Annotated in this window: 19 protein-coding genes and 1 pseudogene; 6 read left to right on the top strand and 14 right to left on the bottom strand. The window is 74.1% G+C overall.

All coding sequences use genetic code 11. The features are described from left to right. Window positions 1-16: 16 nt before the first annotated feature. From ACQPXD_RS27165 to ACQPXD_RS27105, 13 genes are all read right to left on the bottom strand, one after another. On the bottom strand, window positions 17-775 hold the full coding sequence (locus ACQPXD_RS27165; protein WP_432843385.1) for an SDR family NAD(P)-dependent oxidoreductase: 759 nt from the start codon (window positions 773-775) through the stop codon (window positions 17-19). A gap of 692 nt (window positions 776-1467) precedes the next feature. Further along, complete coding sequence (locus tag ACQPXD_RS27160; protein WP_432843383.1) at window positions 1468-1965, bottom strand: hypothetical protein; 498 nt, start codon at window positions 1963-1965, stop codon at window positions 1468-1470. A 112-nt stretch (window positions 1966-2077) separates the two neighbouring features. After that, window positions 2078-2875, bottom strand: a complete 798-nt coding sequence (locus ACQPXD_RS27155) for an NADPH-dependent oxidoreductase (protein WP_432843381.1) — start codon at window positions 2873-2875, stop codon at window positions 2078-2080. Beyond that, window positions 2875-3063 (bottom strand): hypothetical protein, encoded by a 189-nt coding sequence (locus ACQPXD_RS27150; RefSeq protein ID WP_432843379.1) that lies wholly within the window; start codon window positions 3061-3063, stop codon window positions 2875-2877. Before ACQPXD_RS27150 ends, ACQPXD_RS27155 begins: the two co-directional genes overlap by 1 nt. Beyond that, window positions 3060-4082, bottom strand: a complete 1023-nt coding sequence (locus ACQPXD_RS27145; protein ID WP_432843377.1) for an aldo/keto reductase — start codon at window positions 4080-4082, stop codon at window positions 3060-3062. Before ACQPXD_RS27145 ends, ACQPXD_RS27150 begins: the two co-directional genes overlap by 4 nt. Beyond that, window positions 4079-5053 (bottom strand): aldo/keto reductase, encoded by a 975-nt coding sequence (locus ACQPXD_RS27140; RefSeq protein WP_432843964.1) that lies wholly within the window; start codon window positions 5051-5053, stop codon window positions 4079-4081. The genes ACQPXD_RS27145 and ACQPXD_RS27140 overlap by 4 nt, the downstream gene beginning before the upstream one ends. Before the next feature lie 81 nt (window positions 5054-5134). Next, on the bottom strand, window positions 5135-6286 hold the full coding sequence (locus ACQPXD_RS27135) for an acyl-CoA dehydrogenase family protein (protein WP_432843375.1): 1152 nt from the start codon (window positions 6284-6286) through the stop codon (window positions 5135-5137). After that, on the bottom strand, window positions 6283-7197 hold the full coding sequence (locus ACQPXD_RS27130; RefSeq protein ID WP_432843373.1) for a hypothetical protein: 915 nt from the start codon (window positions 7195-7197) through the stop codon (window positions 6283-6285). The genes ACQPXD_RS27135 and ACQPXD_RS27130 overlap by 4 nt, the downstream gene beginning before the upstream one ends. After that, a complete protein-coding gene (locus ACQPXD_RS27125) occupies window positions 7194-8399 on the bottom strand; it encodes an LLM class flavin-dependent oxidoreductase (RefSeq protein WP_432843371.1) in 1206 nt (401 codons plus the stop codon). The genes ACQPXD_RS27130 and ACQPXD_RS27125 overlap by 4 nt, the downstream gene beginning before the upstream one ends. Before the next feature lie 9 nt (window positions 8400-8408). Then, window positions 8409-10079 carry a dipeptide ABC transporter ATP-binding protein gene (locus ACQPXD_RS27120; protein ID WP_432843369.1) on the bottom strand — a complete coding sequence of 557 codons (1671 nt, stop codon included), beginning with the start codon at window positions 10077-10079 and terminating at the stop codon, window positions 8409-8411. Further along, a complete protein-coding gene (locus ACQPXD_RS27115) occupies window positions 10076-10876 on the bottom strand; it encodes an ABC transporter permease (RefSeq protein WP_432843367.1) in 801 nt (266 codons plus the stop codon). Before ACQPXD_RS27115 ends, ACQPXD_RS27120 begins: the two co-directional genes overlap by 4 nt. After that, entirely contained in the window at window positions 10876-11826 is a 951-nt protein-coding gene (locus ACQPXD_RS27110) for an ABC transporter permease (RefSeq protein ID WP_432843365.1), read from the bottom strand. The genes ACQPXD_RS27115 and ACQPXD_RS27110 overlap by 1 nt, the downstream gene beginning before the upstream one ends. Further along, the gene (locus ACQPXD_RS27105; RefSeq protein ID WP_432843363.1) at window positions 11823-13544 is read right to left on the bottom strand and encodes an ABC transporter substrate-binding protein; all 1722 of its coding nucleotides are present in this window, start codon (window positions 13542-13544) and stop codon (window positions 11823-11825) included. The genes ACQPXD_RS27110 and ACQPXD_RS27105 overlap by 4 nt, the downstream gene beginning before the upstream one ends. Window positions 13545-13679: 135 nt before the next feature. Here ACQPXD_RS27105 and ACQPXD_RS27100 point away from each other — a divergent pair, with 135 nt between their 5' ends. Together ACQPXD_RS27100 and ACQPXD_RS27095 are read left to right on the top strand one after the other, a co-directional pair. After that, window positions 13680-14738 (top strand): LLM class flavin-dependent oxidoreductase, encoded by a 1059-nt coding sequence (locus ACQPXD_RS27100; RefSeq protein WP_432843361.1) that lies wholly within the window; start codon window positions 13680-13682, stop codon window positions 14736-14738. A 59-nt stretch (window positions 14739-14797) separates the two neighbouring features. Next, complete coding sequence (locus ACQPXD_RS27095) at window positions 14798-15673, top strand: LysR substrate-binding domain-containing protein (RefSeq protein WP_432843359.1); 876 nt, start codon at window positions 14798-14800, stop codon at window positions 15671-15673. Between the two features lie 117 nt (window positions 15674-15790). On the opposite strand, the gene ACQPXD_RS27090 is transcribed toward ACQPXD_RS27095, so the two are convergent. Next, a complete protein-coding gene (locus ACQPXD_RS27090; protein WP_432843357.1) occupies window positions 15791-16357 on the bottom strand; it encodes a helix-turn-helix domain-containing protein in 567 nt (188 codons plus the stop codon). Between the two features lie 52 nt (window positions 16358-16409). Here ACQPXD_RS27090 and ACQPXD_RS27085 point away from each other — a divergent pair, with 52 nt between their 5' ends. The 4 genes and pseudogenes from ACQPXD_RS27085 to ACQPXD_RS27070 all read left to right on the top strand — a co-directional run bounded on the left by ACQPXD_RS27085 (window position 16410) and on the right by ACQPXD_RS27070 (window position 19142). Further along, a complete protein-coding gene (locus ACQPXD_RS27085) occupies window positions 16410-16637 on the top strand; it encodes a hypothetical protein (protein WP_432843355.1) in 228 nt (75 codons plus the stop codon). Window positions 16638-16810: 173 nt separating this feature from the next. Next, window positions 16811-17971, top strand: a complete 1161-nt coding sequence (locus tag ACQPXD_RS27080) for an LLM class flavin-dependent oxidoreductase (RefSeq protein ID WP_432843353.1) — start codon at window positions 16811-16813, stop codon at window positions 17969-17971. Between the two features lie 28 nt (window positions 17972-17999). After that, window positions 18000-18845: pseudogene (locus tag ACQPXD_RS27075) on the top strand (sulfurtransferase); the annotation flags it as partial. A gap of 42 nt (window positions 18846-18887) precedes the next feature. After that, a complete protein-coding gene (locus ACQPXD_RS27070) occupies window positions 18888-19142 on the top strand; it encodes a rhodanese-like domain-containing protein (RefSeq protein ID WP_432843962.1) in 255 nt (84 codons plus the stop codon). Window positions 19143-19203: the final 61 nt, after the last annotated feature.

Here is a 19203-nt window from a genome sequence, read left to right as displayed (position 1 = left end):
TTGCCCGGCCCTGGGGTCAGCGCGGGGCCATGCGCAGCGCGCCGTCCATCCGGATCACTTCGCCGTTGAGGTAGTCGTGCTCGACGATGGCGAGGGCCAGCTGCGCGAACTCGTCCGGCCGGGCCAGCCGGCGCGGGAACGGCACGCCGGCGGCCAGGCCGGCCCGGAACTCCTCCGACACGGTCGCCAGCAGCGGCGTGTCGACGATGCCGGGCGCGATCGTGCAGACCCGGATGCCGTGCTGGGCCAGGTCGCGGGCGGCCGGCAGGGTCATCCCGACGATGCCGCCCTTCGACGACGAGTAGGCGACCTGGCCGATCTGCCCGTCGAACGCGGCCACCGACGCGGTGTTGACGATCACGCCCCGTTGCCCGTCGGCGCCGGGCTCGGTCTGGGCGATCCGCTCGGCGGCGAGGGCCAGCACCGTGAAGGTGCCGATCAGGTTGACCTGGATGACCTTCGCGTACAGCCCGAGGTCGTGCACCCCGTTGCGGCCCAGGATGCGCGCCGACGGCCCGATGCCGGCGCAGTTCACCACGGTCCGCAGCGGCACGCCCGCGCCCGCCGCGGTTTCGACCGCGGCGCCGACCGTGGTGGCGTCGGTCACGTCGGCGGCCAGGTAGGTCACGCCCTTGACCTCGGGCGCGCCCGCCAGGGCCGGCTCGAGATCCAGCGCGAACACCGTGGCACCCCGGGCGGCCAGCGCGGCGGCGGTCGCCGCGCCCAGCCCGGACGCGCCGCCGGTGACGATGGCCGCGGTGTCGACGACCTGCATCCCGACGCCTCCTCAAACTCGACAATGCGGTGACCCTCAGGCTAGTGACCGCGGGCCCGCCCTGTCGCTGGCCACATTGTCACAACCTCCACCGCCACCCCACCGACCAGCACCCGCCCACCCATCGCCGACCGCGTGCCCCTCGGCAGCCGCGTGCCGGTCGACAGCCGCGTGGCCCTCGACAGCCGCGTGGGCCTCGACAGCCGCGTGCCGATCGACGGCCGCGTGGCCCTCGACGGCCGACCGCCGCCACGACGCGCCCCGGCCGAGGCCCGTGCGCCACCGAAGCCCCGGCCCGCCAGCGGGCCTCCACGGCGGCCCCGACTTTGGTCCCGGCCGCCGCCACCACGACAGCCACCCAGCGCGCCGAGCTTCGGCCTGAAACGTATGAATCCGGCGTCGGGGTATAAGTCGGATAAGTCCGGACACGAAGTGCCTGGACTTATCGTGCACCTCGTGGGAGCCCACGCTCGGCTGCGGTGCACCGCGACCGTAACCCTCCGGGATCATGCCGAAGTCGCCACCCGCACCACGAGTTTTTCGTGATCGCGGACGGTCGATGTACCCAGAGGTACCGTAAGGGTCCGCGATCATGAGAAACTCGCCATGCGGCGGCGGGAGACACATGATCGCGGAGCGATACGCCCGGGCCGCCGCGCCGGGGTGGCGGGCGGCCCGGTGACGGCCCGGCGCTACTTGGCCGAGGCGGCGCGGTTGCGGCGGCGCACGCCGGTCAGGATCAGGGTCGCGCCGAGCAGGACGATGACCGAGCCGAGCAGCGCCAGCATCGGCAGCTTGCCGTTCGCGATGCCGGTCGTGGCCAGCTGGTCGCTGCCCGACGAACTAGCCGAGCGCACGACCACCTGCTGGGTCACCGTGCCCAGGGCGGTGACGGCGGTCAGCGTCGCCACGCCCGCGTGGCTCAGCGACACGACCAGCGACCAGTTACCGTCGGCGTCCGCCGTGACCGTGCGCGGCGGATCGCTCTCCCCCGACGCGTAGGTCACGGTGACCGTCACGGTGTCGAACGGCGTGCTCTTGCCGGAGAACGTGACCGACCCGTTGGTACCGACCGTGCCGCTGGACACGCTGCCGGTCGGCGCCTGCGGCGGGTACTCCTGCGCACTCGCGACCGACGGCACCGCGACCGCGCCGCCCGCCAGGAAAAGACCGACCAGTAGAACGAGCATCCGTTTCATGCCTTGTCCCCCGCTTGTCCGCACTGCTCCCGATTTGCGGTTCTTGTTCGCCTTCAAGTTAGCGCCGCAAGGGGAGGGAAATCAGCCGAACGCGTGGTAAAAGTCAGCGCGACGGCAGGCCCAGGCGCTCCAGGGTGCGGCGCAGCCGGTGCCGCCCGGCCATCGACTCCGGGCCGCGCAGCCGCTGCAGCACCCGGTCGGTCCAGTTGCCGGGCAGGCCGAAGCGGGCGTTGTAGGCCGACAGCGTCGCGTCGTAGCGCTCGATGTGCGCGTCGACCACGGCCGCGTCGTACCGTTCGCGGTGCAGCACCGCCGCGCGGGGCAGGCGCGGCTTGACGCCGGCCGGCTCCGACGGGTCCGGGGCGCCGACGGACAGGCCGAAGGTGGCGATCGTGTGCGGCGGCAGGCCCAGCTCGGCGGCGACGGCCTCCGGGTGGTTGCGCACCGCGCCGACGAACACCGTGCCCAGGCCCAGCGACGCGGCGGCGACCACCGCGTTCTGCGCGGCGAGGGCGGTGTCCACGAAGCCGATGAGGGTGCTCTCCAGGTAGTCCGCGGCGCCGAGCGGGCGCCGGCTGCGCTCGGCCAGGCGGCGGGCCCGGCCCAGGTCGGCGACCCAGACCAGGAACAGCGGCGCCTGCTCGATGAAGGCCTGGTTGCCGGCGAGCGCGGCCAGCCGGGCCTTGCGGGCCGGGTCACGCACCGCCACGACGCTCCACGGCTGCAGGTTCGACGAGGTGGGCGCGGACTGGGCGGCGGCGACGATCGCGTCGAGCTCGTCCTCGGTGACGTCGCGGGGGCCGAACCGGCGCACCGAGCGGTGCGCGAGCTGCACGGCGAGCACGTCGTTGGCGACGCGCAGGGCGGCGGCGGGGTCGCCGTACCGATCGGCGGCGGACATCAGGCGGGTACCTCCAGGGATTTCGGCCACGGTAGCCCGAGCCGGCCGCGCAGCGTGGGGTGGGCGTACTCGGTCTGCAACAGCCCGCGCCGTTGCAGGTAGGCCAGCGGATCGGCGTGCGGCAGCCGCCAGGCGTGGCGGAAGTGCCCGGGCGTCATCAGCGACAGGTTGAGATGCAGCGCGGTCACGGCTTGCGCCCCGGCAGCGGTACCAGGTCCGGCAGGCCGTGCTCGTCGATGAGGGCCAGCTCGGCGTCGCTCAGCGGCGGGAAGTCCAGGGCGCGGACGTTGTGCTCCAGTTGCCAGGCCGAGCTGGCCCCGACGATCGCCGAGGTGACCTGCGGCCGGCGCAGCACCCACTGCAGGGCCAGCTGCGCGAGGGTCTGGCCGCGGCCGCGGGCGAGGTCGTTGAGGGCGCGGGCGCGGGCCCGGTAGGTGTCGTCGATGGCGTCGGGTTTGAGGAATTCGCTGTGCAGCGCGCGGGCGCCGGCCGGGATGCCGTCGAGGTACTTGTCGGTGAGCAGGCCCTGCGCGAGGGGCGAGTAGACGACCAGCCCGAAGCCGTCCTCGGCGGCGAGGTCGAGCAGGCCGGACTGCTCGGGGCGGCGGTCGAAGACGGAGTACCGCGGCTGGTGGACCAGCAGCGGCACGCCCGCCGCGCGCAGCAGGCCGGCCGCCTCGTGCGTCCGCTCCGGGGCGTAGTTCGAGACGCCGGCGTACAGCGCCTTGCCCTGCCGCACCGCGCTGACGAGGGCGCCGACGGTCTCCTCCAGCGGCGTGGCCGGGTCGGGGCTGTGGCTGTAGAAGATGTCGACGTGGTCGGTGCCGAGGTCGCGCAGGCTGTGCTCGAGCGAGGTGAGCAGCGACTTGCGGGAGCCGCCCTTGAGGTAGGGGCTGGCGCCGATCGGGTTGCCGGCCTTGGTGGACAGGATCAGCTCGTCGCGGTAGGGGGCCAGGTCCCGGCGCAGTACCTCGCCGAAGAACTGCTGGGCGGCCCGGTGCGGCGGGCCGTAGCGGTCGGCGTTGTCGAAGTGGCTGATGCCGAGGTCGAAGGCGCGCAGCACGATCTCGCGGCGGGCGGCGTAGGGCTGGTCGGTGCCGAACCGCTGCCACAGGCCGAAGGAGAGCGCGGGCAGGACGAGCCCGGAGTCGCCGGCCCGGCGGTACTCCAGCGTGTCGTAGCGGTCCTCGGCGGCGCGGTACGTCATCGGCCGGCCTCCCGGCGGTCGCGCCGCAGCGCGGCCGGCTGCAGCGACGGCGTGTCGCGGCCGGTGTCGCGCTCGACGAAGTGGGTGCCGGGCGCGACGATCTCGTCGACGCGGTCGAGGATCTCGTCGTCGAGCTCGATGGTCGCCGCCTTGCGGTAGGCCTCCAGATGCTCGAAGGTGCGCGGCCCGATGATGACGCTGGAGACCGCCGGGTGGTTGAGCGCGAACGCGAGGGCGAGGTCGACCAGGGTCAGGCCGTGCCGCTCGGCGAGGGCCGCGAGAGCGTCGGCGGCGGCGAGCTTGCGCCGGTTGCGCTCCAGGCCGATGTCGAACCGGCCGGGGATGAGCCCGGCCCGGGCCGACTCGGGCTGTTCGCCGCCGACGCGGTACCGCCCGGACAGCCAGCCCGCGGCGAGCGGCCCGTAGGCGAGCACGCCGACGCCGTAGCGGCGCACCACCGGGAACACCTCCCGCTCGGCGCCGCGGACCAGCAGCGAGTACGGCAGCTGCTCGGTGTGCGGGGCGATCAGGCCGTGCCGCTCGGCCAGCCAGTGCGCCTCGACCAGCTCGTGGGCACCGAAGACGGAGGTGCCGTAGTAGAGGATCTTGCCCTGCCGGATGAGGTCGTTGAGCGCCTGCAGCGTTTCGCGTGGGTCGGTGCTCGGGTCGGGCCGGTGCGCCTGGTAGAGGTCGAGGTGGTCGGTGCCGAGCCGGCGCAGGCTGTCCTCCACGGCGCGGACGATCCACCGGCGGGAGTTGCCGGCCCTGCGCGGGTCGTCGCCGATCTGGCCGTGGAACTTGGTGGCCAGGAAGACGTCGTCGCGGCGGCCCTTGATGGCCTTGCCGACAATCTCCTCGGACGCGCCCTGGGCGTAGACGTCGGCGGTGTCGATCGCGGTGATGCCGGCGTCGAGGGCGGCGTGGATGATCCGGATGCTCTCGGCCTCCTCCTGCCACCGGCCGAAGTTCATGGTGCCGAGGGTGAGCGGGCCGATCAGGACGCCGGTGCGGCCCAGGACCCGGTCGGGCGGGATGGTCACGGTTGGTCTCCCTCAGAACAGTCCGGTGGTCGGGGGTTCCTCGCCGGTGAGGTGGTAGGCGCCCGCGACGGCGGCCTTCCACTGCCGCGGGTTGTGGTTGGCGACGGTACGCGCGTTTCGCCAGTGCCGGTCGTAGCCCAGCTCGCGGGCGGTGATCGAGCCGCCGCCGACGTCGAAGAGCAGCTCGGCGGCGCGCAGCGCGGACTCCGCGGCGATCACGCCGGCCTGGGCCACGGCGACGGCCGCCTCGGCCGAGGCGGTGCGGGCCGCGGCGCCGGTGAGGCCGCGCACGGCCTGCAGCGACTCGGCGGCCAGCAGGACCACGGCCCGGGCGGCCTGGGCGCGGGCGGCGATCTCGCCGACGGTCTGCCGCACGTACGGGTCGGCGACGCTCGCGGCGGCGGTGCTGTGCTTGATCGGCCGGGCCTTGGTGCGGGCGAAGCAGACCGCGTCGTCGAGCGCGGCGGCGGCGATGCCGGCCTGGACCGCGGCCAGGTACAGCTGGGCGAACGAGCCCTGCCAGGGGTTGTCCAGTCCGGCGGTACCGCGCGGCACCACCTCGTCGGCGCCGACCCGCACCCCGGTCAGCCGGGTGGTGCCGCTGGCGGTGAGCCGCTGCCCGACGGCGTCGAAGTCGTCGAGGCGCTGCACCCCGGCGCGGTCGACGGGGACGGTGAAGGCGAACACGCTGCCGTCCTCGGCGGTGGCGGTACCGGTGAACCAGGAGGCGTAGAGGCCGCCGGTCGAGTAGTACTTCTCGCCGTCGACCACGTAGCCGTCGCCGTCGCGGCGGATCGTGGTGCTGACGCTGCCGCTCGGCCCGCCGCTGCGCTCGTTGTTGGTGCCGGCGAAGAGGTCCCCGGCGCGCAGCCGGGCCAGGGTCCGCTCCCGGTGCGGCAGGTCGGGCCGGCTCGCGACCTGGTTAGCGGTGAGGAAGCTGCTGCGCAGCGCCTGTGCCACGTTGGAGTCGGCCCGGGCGATGGCGATGACCAGGTCGGCGACGTCGCGGACGGTGCCGCCCGCGCCGCCGTCGGCGGTGGCGATGCCGGTCAGCGTGATGCGCTGCTCGGCGAGCGCGCGGACCTCGTCGAAGGCGTAGGCGCGGGCGCGTTCCCGCTCGGCGGCGCCGGCCCGCAGGCGGTCCAGGATCGCGGCGACGCTCATGACCGCACCGCCGGCAGTCCGAGCGCCGCCCGCAGCGTCCCGGCCCGCCGCGGGCCGCCCAGCCGGGGTACCAGCGTCCGCAGCACCTCCAGGACCGCCGCGGCGCCGCCGGCCGGCACGAGCTCGAACCCGTCCAGCGAGTCCCGGCCCGCCCACGCGCGCAGCTCGGCGGCGGATACCCGGGAGCCCTCGGCGATCTCGACCCGGCCGAGCAGCGCGACCTCCCGCCGGGACCGGCCGGCCGCCTGGAGCGCCGCGGTCAGCTCGGCGTGCGCGCCCTCCGCCCGGTCCCGGCCGGCCACCACGACGTCCGCCGACTCGGCGACCGCGGCCGCGTCCAGGGCGCCGAGGTCGGCGACCAGGACCGGGCGGCCCTGCACCGACGACGGGCCGTCCAGCGGGCCGGCGACCCGGTAGCAGGCGCCCTCGTGGCCGATCGGCGCGATCAGCGCGTCGTCGGCGACGATGCCGGCCGCCTGGTCGCCGAGCAGCGCCGAGCGGGGGAAGGACTCCCACAGGCCGGTCAGCACCCGGGCGTACTCCTGCCACCGGCGGGCCGGCCCGGTCGCCTGCGGGTCGGCCGCGGTCACGTCGCTGACCTCGTCGCCGCCGCCGGCCCGCAGGGCGATGCCGGTCCGGCCGCCGCCGGCCCGGTCCAGCGACAGCACCCGGCGGGCGGTGTTGTAGGGCGCGTGGTGGGTGGTGGGGATCTCGGCGACGAGGCCGAGGCCGGGCACGGCGCCGCCGAGGTAGCCCGCCACGACGGTCGGGTCGAGGGTGTGCCCGGGCGGGCCGTCGAGCAGCCGCAGCGCCGCGACGCCGGCCGCGCGGGCGGCCGCGGCGACGGTGCGGGCGCCCGGCAGCGGCACCGCCTCGCCGACCGCCAGGGCCAGCAGGATGGGGGCGGTCATGCGCGGGTCACCTCCGGGTGCAGGCCGAGCCCGAGGTGGTCGCGCAGGGTCGGGCCGTCGTAGTCGGTGCGGAACAGGCCGCGGCGGCGCAGCTCGGGGACCACCTGGCCGGCGAAGTCGTCGAAGCCGGACGGCAGCACGTCGGGCATCACGTTGAAGCCGTCGGCGGCACCGGCGCGGTACCAGCGCTCCATGTCGTCGGCGATCTGCTCGGGCGTGCCGGCGACGATCCGGTGGCCGCCGCCCCCGGAGAGCCGCTTGAGCAGCTGGCCGAGGGTCGGGTGCTCCCGGTCGATGATGTCCTTGACGACCCGGTAGAAGGTCTGCGAGCCGCCGGCCTCGTCGGGGTCGACGAGCAGCTCGGCCGGGATCGGCTCGTCGTCGTTGAGCCCGTCGAGGCTGATGCCGAGCTGGCCGGCGAGGCGGCCGCGGGCGTAGGCGTCGGGCAGCAGGTCGTCCAGCAGCGCGCGGCGGGCGCGGGCCTCGGCCTCGGTGCCGCCGACGACGGTGGACAGGCCGGGCAGCACCACGATCTGCTCGGGGCGGCGGCCGTAGCGGGCCGCGCCCGCGCGGATCTCGGCCCGGAACGCGCGGGCGTGGTCGAGGTCCTGGTCGGCGGAGAAGATGACCTCGCCGACCCGGGACGCGAGCCGCCGCCCGTCGCTGGACCCGCCGGCCTGCACCACGACCGGCCGGCCCTGCGGCGAGGCGAGGCCGGTGCGGGCCGCCCAGGCGGCGACGACCTGCTCGGTGACGACGGCGGCGCGGCGGTAGCGCAGCGCGTGCTCGGGCTCGCCGGGGCGGCCGAAGTTGCGCGCCGCGACCGGGCCGGCGGTGGTGACCACGTTCCAGCCGAACCGGCCGCCGCTGACGTGGTCGAGGTCGCCGAGGCGGCGGGCCAGCTCCACCGGGTCGTTGTAGGTCGAGGACAGCGTGCCGATCAGCCCGATCCGCTCGGTCTGCGCGGCGATGCGGGCCAGGACCGTCGTCGGTTCCAGGTTGTTGGCCGTGCGGTACCGGATGCTCGGGTCCAGCGACGGCCCGTCGGCGAGGAACACCGCGTCGAGCTTCGCCGCCTCGGCCCGCCGCGCGATCGACGTGTAGTGCTCGATCGTGAAGCTGCCGAGGGGGTCGGTGCCGGGGAAGCGCCACGACCCGCCGAACACGCCGGCGTTGAGGATGTTGACGTTGATGTGCAGCATGCCGCCTCCTTAGTCGCCGACCAGTTCGAGCCGGGCGCCCGGGATCGCCTCCAGCAGCGACCGGGTGTAGTCGTGGGCGGGCGCGGCGAAGACCCGCTCGACCGGCCCGGTCTCGACCACGGCGCCGTCGCGCAGCACGGTCACGTCGTCGGCGATCAGGCGTACGACGCCCAGGTCGTGGGTGACGAACACGTAGCTCAGCCCGAGCCGGGCCTGCAGGTCGGCCAGCAGCCGCAGGATCTGCGCCTGCACGGACACGTCCAGCGCGCTGACCGCCTCGTCGAGCACGAGGACCGCGGGCTCGGTCGCCAGGGCCCGGGCGATCGCGACCCGCTGCCGCTGCCCGCCGGAGAGCTGGGCCGGCAGCCGGTCCAGGTACTCCGCGCCCAGCGCCACCGACCGCAGCAGCTCGACGACCCGCTCGGTGCGCCGGTGCCGGCCGGGCGCGAGGCCGAAGGCGTGCAGCGGCTCGGCGACGATCCGCCGGACGGTGTAGCGGGGGTCGAGCGAGGTGAACGGGTTCTGGAAGACGTACTGCAGGTCCCGCCGCAGCTGCCGCAGCTCCCGCCGGTGCAGCCCGGTCAGCTCGCGGTCGCCGGCGTGGACGGTGCCGGCGTCGGCGGCGGTGAACCCGGCCAGGATGCCGGCGAGGGTCGACTTGCCGGCGCCGGACTCGCCGACGATCGCGTGCGTGGTGCCCCGGCGCAGCTCCAGGCCGGCGCCGTCGAGGGCGCGCAGCTGCCGCTCCCGGCCCCGGCCGCGCAGCCGGTAGGTCTTGGTGAGCCCGTCGGCCCGCAGCACGACCGGGCCGGGCTCGGGCCGCGGCCCGCCGGAGGACGGCGCGAGCCGGCCGGCGTGCCGGGCGGGCGCGGCGTCGAGCAGCCGCCGGGTGTAGTCGTGGGCCGGTTCGCGCAGCACGCGCTCGACCGGGCCCTCCTCGACGATCTCGCCGTCGCGCATGACGAGGATCCGGTCGGAGCGCTCCAGCGCGACGCCGAGGTCGTGCGTGACCAGGAGGATCCCGATACCGAGCTCGGCGCGCAGCCGGGCCAGGTGGTCGAGGATGACCTTCTGCACGGTGACGTCGAGCGCGCTGGTCGGCTCGTCCGCCAGGATGATCCTCGGCTGTCCGGCCAGCGCGATGGCGATCAGGGCGCGCTGCTTCATGCCGCCGCTGAGTTCGTGGGGGTACTGCCCGAAGACCCGCTCCGCGTCGCGCAGCCCGGCGGTGCGCAGGCTGTGCAGCGCCGCCGCGGTGTGCTCGGCGGCCGTGGCCCGGCTGCCCCGGGGCTGGTTGAACCGGACCGCCTCGACGACCTGCCGGCCGATCTTCTTGACCGGGTTGAGGGCGGTGTTGGGGTCCTGCGGGATGAAGCCCACGTAGTTGCCCCGCACCAGGGCCATGCGCCGCTCGGTCCAGCCGGTGACGTCGACGCCGGAGTAGGCGATCGTGCCGGCGCTGATCCGCGCCGCGGCCGGCAGCAGCCCCAGCGCGCCCTGGACGAGCGTGGTCTTGCCGGAGCCGGACTCGCCGACGAGCGAGACGAACTCGCCCGGCTCGACGTGCAGGCTCGCGCCGCGCACGGCCGGGGTCCGGCCGCGCCGGCCGGTGCGGTAGTCGATGGCCAGCCCGGCGATCCGCAGCAGCGGGTCGGGCGGTGCCGGCAGCGGGTCGGTCATCGGCGGCGGTCCTTCCTGAGCGAGGTGCTGATGCGGTGGGTGGCGATGACGACGACGGCCAGGGCCGCGCCGGGCAGGATCGAGGCCCACGGGTAGACGGCGACGTAGTCGCGGCCCTCGGCGACGAGCAGGCCCCACTCCGGCTGCGGCGGCGGCGCGCCGTAGCCGAGGAAGCCCAGCGAGGCGACGGCGAGCACGGCGGTGCCGACCTCGAGCGCGGCGAGCGCGACGACCGAGCCGATGGCGTTGGGCACGACGTGGCGGACGACGACGCCGAGCCGCCCGACGCCGGAGCCGTAGGCGGCCCGCACGTAGTCCTGAGTCGTCACGGCGAGCACCTCGGCCCGCATGACGCGGGCGAAGGAGGCGATCGAGGAGATGCCGACCGCCAGGGCGATGTTGTCCGTGGAGTACCCCAGCACCGACACGACCACCATGGCCAGCAGCAGGCTCGGGATGGCCAGGAACACGTCGATGACGCGCATGACGACGGTGTCGGCGATCCGCCCGGCGACCCCGGCGATCAGCCCGACGAGGGTGCCCAGGCCGAAGGCGATCAGGACGGCCAGGAGGGTGGCGGTGAGCGTGGTGCGCGCGCCGTAGACGCTGCGGGCGAACAGGTCGCGGCCCAGCCGGTCGGTGCCGAACCAGTGCCGCGGGCCGGGCGGCAGGAAGCTGGCGCCGCTGTCGCCCTCGTATGGGCTGTAGGAGGTGAACAGGTGCGGCACGAGCGCCCAGCCGACCGCGACCAGGACCACGATCCACGCCAGCACGAGCACCGGCCGTCCCCCGCGCATCACGGGCTCCCCGCCGCGAGGGTGGCCCGCAGCCGCGGGTCCAGCAGCGGGTAGATCAGGTCGACGGTCAGGTTGATCACCGCGAAGGTGGCCGCGACCAGCACGACGATGCCCTGCACGAGCGGCACGTCGAGGGTGTTGACCGCGGTCTGGGTCATCCGGCCGATGCCCTTGCGGGCGAACACGGTCTCGGTGATGACCGAGCCGGCGATGAGGTTGCCGAAGGTGATGCCGGCGATGGTGAGCGCCGGCAGGCTCGCGTTGCGCAGCACGTCGCCGACGATGATCCGGCCGCGGGTGGCGCCCTTGGCCCAGCTGGTCGTGACGTAGCCGGCCCGGAACTCGGTGCCGAAGCTGCGCACGAGCAGCTGCGCGATCGGCCCGGAGACCGGGACGGCCAGGGTGACCAGCGGCAGGATCAGGCTGCGGACGCCGTCGTTGCCGAAGGCCGGGAACCAGCCGAGCCGGAACGAGAAGATCTGCAGCAGCAGTACCCCGGAGAGGAAGACCGGCACCGAGACCGCACCGGAGGGCAGCGCCTCGACCAGGTCGCGGACCCAGCCGTGCCGGGTGGAGGTGGCCACGAACGCGACGCCGAAGGCGATGAGCAGGGCCAGGCCGAGCGCCCCGGCGGCGAGGGTGAGGGTGCTGGGCAGCATGTCGCCGATCGCCGCGGCGACCGGCCGCCCGGACTGCACGGAGGTGCCGAAGTCGAGGGTGAGGGCGTGCCCGAGCCGGTCGGCGTACTGCACGAGGACCGGCTGGTTGAACCCGTAGTTCGCCGCCACCTGGGCCCGCACCTCGGGGGTGACGGTGTTGAGCTCGGCGGGGTCGAAGAGCAGGTCGACCGGGTCGGCCGGCAGCACGAACAGCAGCAGGAAGGTCAGGCTGAAGGCGGCCCAGACGACGAACAGCGCCCGGCCCACCTTCAGCGCGACGTAGCGGATCATTTCCCGTTGCTCTTCCACGTGTCGACGAAGTGGTTGCGGGACTGGGCGTCGAAGATGATCCCGTGCACGTAGGGCGCCTCGGCGATCACCTGCGACGGGTTGTAGACCGGGTTCACCAGGGCGTACTTGTCCAGCAGCAGGTCCTGGGCGGCCTTGGCGTACTCCTTGCGCAGCGCCGGGTCGAGGGTGAGCTCGAGCTTGCCGAGCACGCTGGTGACCTCGGCGACGTCGACGCCGGTGGAGTCCTTGGTGACGTAGGCGCCGTTGCCCAGCAGCGGGCTGTACTGCAGGTTGAGCACCGCCGGGTCGTTGCGCGAGCGGTTGGCGGCGGTGATGTTCCAGTCGGTGGCCGCCTTGGCCACCGCCGCCGTGTAGTCGGGGATCGGCAGCACGGACAGCTGCAGGTCGATGCCGATCTTCTTGAGGTCCTGCTGGACCGACTCGTAGGCGGGCTTGTTCACCACCAGGTTGCTGATGCCGAGCGCCTTCACGGTCAGCCGCCTGCCGTCCTTGACCCGGATGCCGTCCGGGCCGGGCGCCCAGCCGGCCGCGTCGAGCAGCCGCTTGGCCTGCTCGGGGTCGTGGCGCAGGACCGTGCCGCTGTAGTCGGCGTAGCCGGGGACCGACGGGGCGAGCACCGAGGTCGCCACCGAGTACGAGCCGGTCAGCACCGTCTTGCGGATCGCGTCGCGGTCCCAGCCGAGCTGGATCGCCTTGCGCACCGCGATGTCGTTGGTCGGGAACAGCTGGGAGTTGAGGTTGAAGAAGATGGCCGTGCCCGACACGCCCCGGTAGATGATTGTGTACCCCTGGGCGGCGAGCGGCTTCTCGTCGGTGGTGCCGACGTCGAGCGTCGCGTCGATGGTGCCCGACGTCAGCGAGCCGGTCCGCACGCTCGCCTCCGGGATGGTGTTGAACACGATCCGGTCCAGGTAGGCCTCGCCGGTGTGCCCGGTCGCGGGCGGCGCCCAGTGGTACCCCTTCCGCCTGACCAGGACGGTCTTGACCTGTTCCTGCCACGACTCGTAGACGAACGGGCCGGTGCCGATGACCTTGGCCGGATCGGTGCGCTCCTTCGCGCTGAGCTTCAGCGTCGACAGGGACAGGAAGCCCGGCTGGGCGTTGGCGGTGAACGCGGAGGCCTGCAGGAAGCTGGCGAGCGGCTTGGCGAAGCGGACCACGGCCGTGTACTTGTCCGGGGTGCGGGTCTCGAGGTAGCCGGGCAGCAGGGGCGCGCCGTTGGGGCTGATGCCCAGCGCCTTGTCGCCGTGCACGTACTGGTCGAAGTTGGCCTTGACCACCTCGGCGTCGAACGGGCTGCCGTCGCTGAAGGTCACGTCGTCGCGCAGGTGGAAGGTGAACTCGGTGAGGTCCTGGTTGTACTCCCAGGACTTCGCCAGCCACGGGGTGATCTCGCCGGTCTTCGGGTCCTGCCAGGTCAGCTTGTCGGTGATGTTGTTGCCGATGAGCGACTCGGCGTAGTTGGTGCCCCACTGGGGGTCGGGGCTGCGCTGGTAGTCGATGAGGGCGAACTGCAGCGTGCCGCCGCGCACCGGGGCGCCGCCGGCGGCCGGGCCGGCACCGGCGTCCTTGCCGCGGCTGACCGCGACGGCGACGCCGACGGCCAGGACGAGCACGAGGAACGCGGCGGCGACGGCCCACGGCCATCGCCGGCGCGGCGGTACGGCGTTCTCGATGGTGGTGCGCAGGTCGGTCATGGGCTTCTTCCAAGTTCGAGGCAGGCCGGAGAGCGGTCTCGACGGCTGAGGAGAACTACACTATACCTATAGGAGCGATATGATTTAAAGCTGTGATCCGGCCCATAGATCCGGACCTGGAAGAGAGATCCGTCGATGAGTCTGCAGTTCCTGTGGTACATCCCCAACCAGGTCGAGCCCGGCCACCGCGGCGACGACGTCGTCGCGGGCCACAACAGCCTGGACACCCTCACCGCCCAGGCCCGGGCCCTGGAGGAGCACGGCTGGGGCGGCGCGCTCATCGGCACCGGCTGGGGCCGGCCCGACACGTTCACGGTCGCCACCGCGCTGGCCGCCCGGACCACCACGTTCCAGCCGCTCATCGCCGTCCGGCCGGGCTACTGGCGCCCGGCCAACTTCGCCTCGGCCGCGGCCACCCTCGACCACCTCTCCGGCGGCCGGGTGCTGATCAACGTCGTGTCCGGCCGGGACAACCTGGCCGCCTACGGCGACAGCGAGGGCGACCAGGCCCACCGCTACGCCCGCACCGCGGAGTTCATCCGGCTCGTACGCCGGCTGTGGACCGAGGAGAACGTCACCCACCACGGCGAGCACTTCGCCGTCACCGGCTCCACCGTCGTGCCGCGCCCGGCCGCCCGCGGCGAGCGCCGGCACCCCCGGCTGTACTTCGGCGGCGCCTCCGCCGCGGCCGAGCGGGTCGCCGCCGCCGAGGCCGACGTGCAGCTCTTCTGGGGCGAGCCCCTCGACGGCATCCAGGAGCGCATCGAGCGGCTCCGGCGGCTGTCGGAGGAGGCCGGCCGGGACCTGCCACCGCTGGAGTTCGGGCTGCGGATCACCACCCTGGTCCGCGACACCACCGAGGAGGCGTGGGCCGACGCCGAGGCCAAGGTGGCGGCGATGGCCGGGGGCGGCATCGTGCGCGACCCCAACCGGCACACCGCCGTCGGCCAGCAGCGGCTGCTCGACCTCGCCGGGCGCGGCGAGGTGCTCGACGACAACCTCTACACCGCGCCCGGCCGGTTCGGCGGCGGGGGCGCGGGCACCACCTGGCTGGTCGGGTCGGCCGAGGACGTGGCGAAGTCGCTGCGGAAGTACCAGAACCTCGGAATCACCCATTTTGTCCTGTCCGACACGCCGTACCTGCCGGAAATCAGGCGCCAGGGCGACCGGCTGCTGCCGCTGCTGCGCGACTGAGACCGGCGCGACCCCGGCACGGCATACCCAGCGGGCAGCCAATTTCCTACAATCCCTATATGTCTGATCCACTTCAGCTGACCCACCTGCGCAGCCTCGTCGCCGTGGCCGACTGCGGTGGCGTGCACCGGGCCGCGGCCGCCCTGCGGCTGAGCCAGTCGACGGTCAGCCAGCACATCCGGTCGCTGGAGCGGCGGCTCAAGGAGCCCCTGCTGGAGAAGTCCGGCCGGGGGGTACGCCTGACCGTGCTCGGCCAGACCCTGCTCGTCGAGGCGCGGCGGATCCTCGCCGTGCACGACGAGTCGCTGCGCCGCCTGGAGGTGAGCGCCGACCGGGTCATCCTGGTCGGCTCCACCGAGCACGCGGCCGACCAGATGCTGCCCCAGCTGCTCGGCGCGCTGCGGCACGCCTTCCCCGGCCGCTCGGTGCGGTTCCGCATCGACCGCTCCACCCAGCTGGCCGAGGCGGTCGCCCGCGGCACCCTCGACCTGGCCGTGGTGCTGGCCGGGCCGGAGCCGGCCGGCGCCGAGGTCGGGCTGCTGCCCCTGCACTGGTACGCCGCGCCCCAGTTCCGGGTGCCCGCGGCCGGCGAGCCGTGGCCGGTGGTGGCCTTCGAGGAGCCGTGCGGCCTACGTAGGCGGGCCCTGCAGGCCTTCGAGCGGATCGGCTGCGCCGCGACCATCACCGCCGAGTCGACCAGCCTCGACGGCGTGGTCGCGGCGGTGCGGGCCGGCCTCGGCGTGGCACTGCTGCCCTCCGCCGGCCGCACTCCCGCCGGCCTGGCCGCGCTGCGCCAGCTGCCCGACCTGGGCTCGATCGGCCTGCACGTCGTGGCCCGGCGCGGCATCGACCCGGAACTCGAGCGCACCGCCTGCGCCGTCGGCCGCGAGTTCTTCGCCTCCCGCGCCTACCTGTGCAGCGTCCCCGCCGCCTGACCGCCCTCTCGCCCCGACCGGCACAGCCGGGGCGGACGAATACTTCCGTGATCATGACGTTCATGGCTGCCGCACGATGGGTTTTTCATGATCACGGAGAGTCCTGGTACACAGTCGTCATGCGGTGAAGTCGGGCAGGGCCAGCAGGTAGGTCATGACCACGGCGGCGAGGACGGTGTCGTCTCCGGCGACATACGAGTGCGGGATGTCGGCCCGGTAGCTGATGAAGTCCCCCGGGGTCACTTCGTGGAGGTTGTCCGTCGGGCCGGTCTGCAGGCTTCCCGTGATGACCGTGATGTGCTCGGTGGTGCCGGTGGCGTGCGGTTGCCTGTCGAGGCGTTGTCCTGGGCCGAGCCGCAAGCGCCAGAACTCGGTCATGCCGCTGCCGCCGACCCGGGTGAGCAGTTGCTGGCTGGGCGTTGGAGTCCGGGCGGACGGGGCGCGGTCGAGCCTGACGGTGGGTGGGGCCAGCTCCGCGACGAGGTCGACGAGCGGTAGGCGCAGCGCGGCCGCCAGCGCGCCGATGGTGTCCAGGGTGGGGTTGCCGTGACCGGCTTCGAGCTTGGACAGGGTCGCTCGCGCCACCCCGGATGCGCGAGCGAGGTCGGCCGCGCTCATCGCTCGTTCCTCGCGGAGCCGACGCAACCGCTGGCCGAGGGCCGCTTGCAAGTTGGGACCAGCCATGTGTCTACTATACCGAACCTACTGTTCGGCAAAGTGGCACCTGGGAGGATCGATGGAAACCCTCGAAGCCAAGGGGCAGACGGTCCGGGTGGCAGTTGCCCAGGCCACACCGGTCGTCTTCAACCCGGCAGCCAAGTACGACTTCGACGTTGTGGGGCACTACGCCCGCCCCGACGTCTTCCGCCTCATCGTGGATGAAAGCCCAAGAACGGCCGTCACGACGACAGCCTACGACTCGCAGCTGATGCCGCCGCCCGCCCCGGCAGGGAGTGTCACGTGATCCCCACGGATGAAGACCCGGCCCAGGCCCACCTGCGCCTGCGCGGCCGCGTCCGGCGCACCCCGCGCACCCCCCGCACGAGCGGGGCGGGCGGAAACCGATCGGGCTTCGCGATCGGTTCTGTGCCGGATTCCGCGTTGGATGTATTCCCATCGGATTAGTATGCTTTCGACGTGCCGGTCGAGTTCATCAGTGCCATCAGCGTCAATGCCGCCAACGAGGTCAACGGATCCGCCGAGCGGGGCGTCGACGTGCCGTTCCTGCACCGCTACGCCCGCGCGCTGGAGGACGGCGGGTTCGACTACACGCTGGTCGCCTACCACTCCGGGTCGTTCGATCCGTTCACCGTCGCGGCCACCATCGCCCGGTTCACCGAGCGGCTGCGGCCGATCGTCGCGCTGCGGCCCAACACCCTCTACCCCACCGTGGCGGCCAAGGCCCTCGCCACGCTCGACCAGCTCTCCGGCGGCCGGGCGGTGGTGCACTGCATCGCCGGCGGCAGCGACCAGGAGCAGGCCCGCGAGGGCGACCGGCTGAGCAAGGCCGAGCGCTACGAGCGGGAGGAGGAGTACATCCGCATCCTGCGCCAGGTCTGGCAGGCCCGGGAGCCCTTCGATCACGCCGGGAAGTACTACGCCTTCGAGGACTTCGTCTCCTACATCCGGCCGGTCAACGGCACGATCCCGGTCTCGGTCGGCGGCTCCTCCGCCGAGGCCTACCGGGTCGGCGGCGCCCTCGGCGACATCTTCGGGCTGTGGGGCGAGCCGCTGGCCGACACCCGGGCCCAGATCGAGCGGATCCACGCCGAGGCGCGCGCCGCCGGGCGCGCCGACACCCCGCGGATCTGGGTCACCTTCCGCCCGATCGTGGCCGCCACCGACGAGCTGGCCTGGGAGAAGGCGCACGAGATCCTGGCCGTCCTGCGCCGGGGCGGCGGCCCGTGGCTGCCGGCGAAGCGCTGGGACGGCGGCGCCGGCCCGGCCAACGCCGGCTCCCGGCGGCTGCTGGAGATCGCGGCGCGCAAGGACCTGCACGACCGGGCGCTGTGGACGCCGACGGCGACCGCGACCGGCGCGCTGGGCGCCTCGACCGCGCTGGTCGGCAGCTACGAGACGGTCGCCGCGGCCATCCTCGACTACGTCGACCTCGGCGCCGAGCTGGTGTCGATCCGCGGCTACGACAACCTCGACGACGCCATCGACTACGGCCGGTACATCCTGCCGCTGGTCCGCCAGGAGCTGGCCCACCGGGAGCGCACCGGCGAGCGCGGCCGCGTCGTCCCGCAGCCCCCGCTGCGCCCGGGCGACCCGGCCGGCGACCTCGTCGCACCCTGACCCACCGACGCAGGAAGGGCCCACTGCCATGACCGTGCTCATCTCCGCCGCCGAACTGGCGGGCCGCGCCGGCGTGCGCCTGCTCGACGTCCGCTGGCGGCTCGGCGGACCGCCCGGGCGGGAGCAGTACGAGGCCGGGCACATCCCCGGCGCCGTCTACGTCGACCTGGACACCGAGCTGGCCGCTCCCCCGGCCGCCGGGTCCGGCCGGCACCCGCTGCCGGACGTCGCCGGGCTGCAGGCCGCCGCCCGCGCGTGGGGCATCCGCGACGGTGACACCGTGGTCGCCTACGACGACAACGGCGGCCTCGCCGCGGCCCGGGCCTGGTGGCTGCTGCGCTGGGCCGGCCTCGCCGACGTGCGGCTGCTCGACGGCGGGCTCGCCGCCTGGCGGGCGGCCGGGCACCCCCTCGCGACCGGTGCCGAGCGGGCCGAGCCGGGCGACGTGGTGCTCAAGCCCGGGCAGCTGCCGGCCCTCGACCCGGACGGCGCCGAGGCCCTGGTGACCGGCGGCGGGCTGCTGCTCGACGCCCGCTCCGCCGAGCGGTACCGCGGCGAGGACGCCTCGATCGACCCGCGCCCGGGCCACATCCCCGGCGCGGTCAGCGCCCCCACCGGCGACAACCTCAACCCGGACGGCACCTTCCGGGACCCGGCCGAGCTGCGGGCCCGCTTCGCGGCGCTGGGCGCGGGCGAGGACCGGCCGATCGGGGTGTACTGCGGCTCCGGCGTGACCGCCGCGCACGAGATCGCCGCGCTGACCATCGCCGGCCTGCCCGGCGCCGCGCTCTACCCGGGCTCGTGGTCGCAGTGGTCGGCGCTGCCCGGCCGGCCGGTGGCCACCGGCCCCGCGCCCGCGCTGCTCGCCCCGGCCGAGGCCGGCCGGCGGGTCGCCGCCGGCGCGTTCCTGGTCGACGTGCGCAGCGCGCCCCGGCGGGCCGCCGACGGCGTCATCCCCGGCGCGGTGATCGCCGACCGCAACGACCTGCCGGCCGTGTTCGGCGCCGTCGCCGTGGACACCCCGGTCGTGGTGGTGTGCGGCTCGGTGAACGGCTCCCGGCCGGTCGCCGAGGCCCTGATCGCGGACGGCTACACGGACGTGGCGCACGTCGAGGGCGGCTACGCCGCCTGGCGCGACGCCGGGCTGCCGGTGCGGGCCCCGGCCGACTGATCGCGAATCGCAATCGGTGCCGAGCGGGATTCCGCATTGGACGACGGTTTAATTTCCTATC

Source organism: Dactylosporangium sp. CA-092794 (genome assembly GCF_050948465.1).
Classification (GTDB): Bacteria; Actinomycetota; Actinomycetes; order Mycobacteriales; family Micromonosporaceae; genus Dactylosporangium.
The sequence above is the reverse complement of the archived record's forward strand: the minus strand, read 5'-3'. Positions and strand labels throughout refer to the sequence as shown.

Bases quoted from the DNA above. Each gene is read 5' to 3' on its own strand.
- ACQPXD_RS27145 (WP_432843377.1), bottom strand. From the start codon at position 4,082: ATGACGTACCGCGCCGCCGAGGACCGCTACGACACGCTGGAGTACCGC.
- ACQPXD_RS27090 (WP_432843357.1), bottom strand. From the start codon at position 16,357: ATGGCTGGTCCCAACTTGCAAGCGGCCCTCGGCCAGCGGTTGCGTCGG.
- ACQPXD_RS27105 (WP_432843363.1), bottom strand. From the start codon at position 13,544: ATGACCGACCTGCGCACCACCATCGAGAACGCCGTACCGCCGCGCCGG.
- ACQPXD_RS27095 (WP_432843359.1), top strand. From the start codon at position 14,798: ATGTCTGATCCACTTCAGCTGACCCACCTGCGCAGCCTCGTCGCCGTG.
- ACQPXD_RS27110 (WP_432843365.1), bottom strand. From the start codon at position 11,826: ATGATCCGCTACGTCGCGCTGAAGGTGGGCCGGGCGCTGTTCGTCGTC.
- ACQPXD_RS27165 (WP_432843385.1), bottom strand. From the start codon at position 775: ATGCAGGTCGTCGACACCGCGGCCATCGTCACCGGCGGCGCGTCCGGG.
- ACQPXD_RS27155 (WP_432843381.1), bottom strand. From the start codon at position 2,875: ATGTCCGCCGCCGATCGGTACGGCGACCCCGCCGCCGCCCTGCGCGTC.
- ACQPXD_RS27130 (WP_432843373.1), bottom strand. From the start codon at position 7,197: ATGACCGCCCCCATCCTGCTGGCCCTGGCGGTCGGCGAGGCGGTGCCG.
- ACQPXD_RS27120 (WP_432843369.1), bottom strand. From the start codon at position 10,079: ATGACCGACCCGCTGCCGGCACCGCCCGACCCGCTGCTGCGGATCGCC.
- ACQPXD_RS27160 (WP_432843383.1), bottom strand. From the start codon at position 1,965: ATGCTCGTTCTACTGGTCGGTCTTTTCCTGGCGGGCGGCGCGGTCGCG.
- ACQPXD_RS27135 (WP_432843375.1), bottom strand. From the start codon at position 6,286: ATGAGCGTCGCCGCGATCCTGGACCGCCTGCGGGCCGGCGCCGCCGAG.
- ACQPXD_RS27140 (WP_432843964.1), bottom strand. From the start codon at position 5,053: ATGAACTTCGGCCGGTGGCAGGAGGAGGCCGAGAGCATCCGGATCATC.
- ACQPXD_RS27115 (WP_432843367.1), bottom strand. From the start codon at position 10,876: ATGCGCGGGGGACGGCCGGTGCTCGTGCTGGCGTGGATCGTGGTCCTG.
- ACQPXD_RS27085 (WP_432843355.1), top strand. From the start codon at position 16,410: ATGGAAACCCTCGAAGCCAAGGGGCAGACGGTCCGGGTGGCAGTTGCC.
- ACQPXD_RS27100 (WP_432843361.1), top strand. From the start codon at position 13,680: ATGAGTCTGCAGTTCCTGTGGTACATCCCCAACCAGGTCGAGCCCGGC.
- ACQPXD_RS27125 (WP_432843371.1), bottom strand. From the start codon at position 8,399: ATGCTGCACATCAACGTCAACATCCTCAACGCCGGCGTGTTCGGCGGG.